We start from the raw sequence: 2,171 nt of genomic DNA on the forward strand, positions 1-2,171 counted from the left end.
ATATATAATATGTGGCTGGAACATAACGGCCATTTACGGCTTTATCCACCGGCTCCCGTATGCAAACCCGTGCTTCAGAAAATAAACAGCCGTATCGTTCTCCAAAATTACCAAAAGCCGCCCGTTATTCAGATAAAAACAAGAAAAAACATCTTTTTTTTGAAAAAAAATAGAGAAAGATTTGGTGGTTTCAAAATTAAGCTCTACTTTTGCACTCGCAAACAAGCCCCGAAAGGTGCTGAGATGCAAACCTGAATTTGAAGGTACGGTCCCTTCGTCTATCGGTTAGGACGAGAGATTTTCATTCTCTAAAGAGCGGTTCGACTCCGCTAGGGACTACTCTAATAAACTAAAAACAAAAAATGGCAAACCACAAATCATCTGTAAAAAGAATTCGTCAGACGGCGACTCGCAGACTGCACAACAGATATTACGCTAAAACCATGCGTAATGCAGTTCGTAAGCTCCGCGCTACGACTGACAAAGCAGCTGCAGTAGAACTTCTGCCGAAAGTGCAGAAGATGCTGGACAAGCTCGCCAAGACAAATATTATCCACAAGAACAAAGCAGCAAATATCAAATCAAGTTTGATGCTCCATATCAATAAATTGGGTTGATAATCTGATAAGGATAAACAAACAGTCCGGTCTTTCGAAAGAAAGGTCGGGTTATTTGTTTTTGTAGCTGTTGAATTCCGTAGAGGAAGCTCTGCGATAGAATTTTTAAATAATGTTGTGCTCTTTTCGCGCATGAAGATGGAATAAACCCGTATATTTGTAGCTGGCGGGAATGGTGTCCGTTTTATCAGGAGTATTGGGATTTTCAGCCGGTCTGGTCGGATGGCGGCAGTCTAAGATAGGATTTCGCTCGTTTGGAGGATGAAAAATACCGCTTCTGTGCATGATGTTTTGTTGTATGGACAGAAATGTTGGCAGGGCAGATGGAAAACCTCGTTGAGCGGATCGTGTTTTTACTATGAGGTGTGAGAGTGATCTTGGACTTGGATGGAAAATAAAATGGCATCACGTAGAGATAAATCCGAATTTGTTTGAATCGTAATATAACTCGTTGAAAATATGGGAACAATATATAAAAATCTCACCGAACTGGTGGGGCATACACCGTTGCTTGAAACAGTGAGACTGAGTGAGGCCTTGAAACTGGAGGCGCGTCTTTTGGTGAAAATCGAATACTTCAATCCTGGAGGGAGTGTGAAGGACCGCGTGGCGCTGGCAATGATAGAAGAGGCTGAAAGCAGCGGATTGTTGAGGCCCGGTAATGTGATAATTGAACCGACTAGTGGCAATACCGGTGTCGGGCTGGCTTGGGTGGCTGCGGTTAAGGGGTATCGTCTTATCCTCACTATGCCTGAGACGATGAGCGTGGAGCGGCGTAAATTGTTGCAGGCTTTGGGGGCTGAGGTGGTATTGACGCCGGGGGCGGAAGGCATGAAGGGCGCAATAGACAAGGCATACGAGTTGCAGAAAGTACATTCGGGCGCTTTTATTCCGGGGCAGTTTGAAAATCCGGCCAATCCATCTGTACATGCCCGTACTACGGCTGAGGAGATATGGGCCGATACGGACGGGAAGGTAGATTTGTTTGTAGCCGGAGTAGGTACCGGTGGAACTCTGAGCGGCGTGTCGCGCGGACTGAGACGACATAATCCGTCTGTAAGGATTTTTGCTGTAGAGCCTGCTGCTTCGGCTGTTCTTTCCGGTTGTGCGCCGGGAGTGCATAAGTTGCAGGGGATCGGGGCGGGTTTTGTTCCGAAAAACTTTGAGCCGTCGGCTGCCGATGCCGTTGTTGCGGTGACGGATGAGGCGGCGGTGCGGGCGGCACGTCTTTTGGCCCGCTATGAAGGTCTGTTGGTAGGTATTTCTTCGGGAGCGGCCTTGCATGCTGCCATAGAGTTGGGGCGGAAGTCTGAGAATAAGGGTAAGAACATTGTAGTGCTTTTGCCCGATACCGGTGAGCGCTATCTTTCCACCGTTCTTTATGATTTTGAGGGATATGTGGTGTGAATACTCCGTAAGGAGAGGTATGGCGGTGTGTGTATGGTGGTGTTTCCTTGACTACTTTTTAAAGGCGTTTGACTGATTGTGGCAGGTGGCCTTTTATGGGGTCAAGCCGAAATTCCGGTTCATTTGTTAATATTCGATAGCTGAAAT

The 2,171-nt window shown here is 46.8% G+C and carries 4 protein-coding genes and 1 tRNA gene; 4 read left to right on the forward strand and 1 reads right to left on the reverse strand.

What is annotated here, in order from left to right; genetic code table 11:
- The first annotated feature begins 9 nt into the window (after nucleotides 1–9).
- The 3 genes from C5S62_RS13465 to rpsT all read left to right on the forward strand — a co-directional run bounded on the left by C5S62_RS13465 (nucleotide 10) and on the right by rpsT (nucleotide 617).
- Nucleotides 10–255 (forward strand): hypothetical protein, encoded by a 246-nt coding sequence (locus tag C5S62_RS13465; RefSeq protein ID WP_133159470.1) that lies wholly within the window; start codon nucleotides 10–12, stop codon nucleotides 253–255.
- Between the two features lie 12 nt (nucleotides 256–267).
- Nucleotides 268–339: transfer RNA gene (locus tag C5S62_RS02410), tRNA-Glu, on the forward strand.
- Nucleotides 340–362: 23 nt separating this feature from the next.
- Entirely contained in the window at nucleotides 363–617 is a 255-nt protein-coding gene (gene rpsT / locus C5S62_RS02415; protein ID WP_104403908.1) for a 30S ribosomal protein S20, read from the forward strand.
- Between the two features lie 105 nt (nucleotides 618–722).
- On the opposite strand, the gene C5S62_RS13470 is transcribed toward rpsT, so the two are convergent.
- Nucleotides 723–902, reverse strand: a complete 180-nt coding sequence (locus C5S62_RS13470; protein ID WP_190311539.1) for a hypothetical protein — start codon at nucleotides 900–902, stop codon at nucleotides 723–725.
- Between the two features lie 174 nt (nucleotides 903–1,076).
- Here C5S62_RS13470 and cysK point away from each other — a divergent pair, with 174 nt between their 5' ends.
- Complete coding sequence (gene cysK / locus C5S62_RS02420) at nucleotides 1,077–2,024, forward strand: cysteine synthase A (protein WP_104403909.1); 948 nt, start codon at nucleotides 1,077–1,079, stop codon at nucleotides 2,022–2,024.
- Nucleotides 2,025–2,171 lie beyond the last annotated feature (147 nt).

It is taken from the genome of Prevotella sp. MGM2 (assembly GCF_002933955.1).
In the GTDB taxonomy this organism is placed as follows: Bacteria; Bacteroidota; Bacteroidia; order Bacteroidales; family Bacteroidaceae; genus Alloprevotella.

Excerpts from the sequence above, each read along its gene's own strand:
- C5S62_RS13470 (WP_190311539.1), bottom strand. The coding sequence starts at position 902 with ATGCACAGAAGCGGTATTTTTCATCCTCCAAACGAGCGAAATCCTATC.
- rpsT (WP_104403908.1), top strand. The coding sequence starts at position 363 with ATGGCAAACCACAAATCATCTGTAAAAAGAATTCGTCAGACGGCGACT.
- C5S62_RS13465 (WP_133159470.1), top strand. The coding sequence starts at position 10 with ATGTGGCTGGAACATAACGGCCATTTACGGCTTTATCCACCGGCTCCC.
- cysK (WP_104403909.1), top strand. The coding sequence starts at position 1,077 with ATGGGAACAATATATAAAAATCTCACCGAACTGGTGGGGCATACACCG.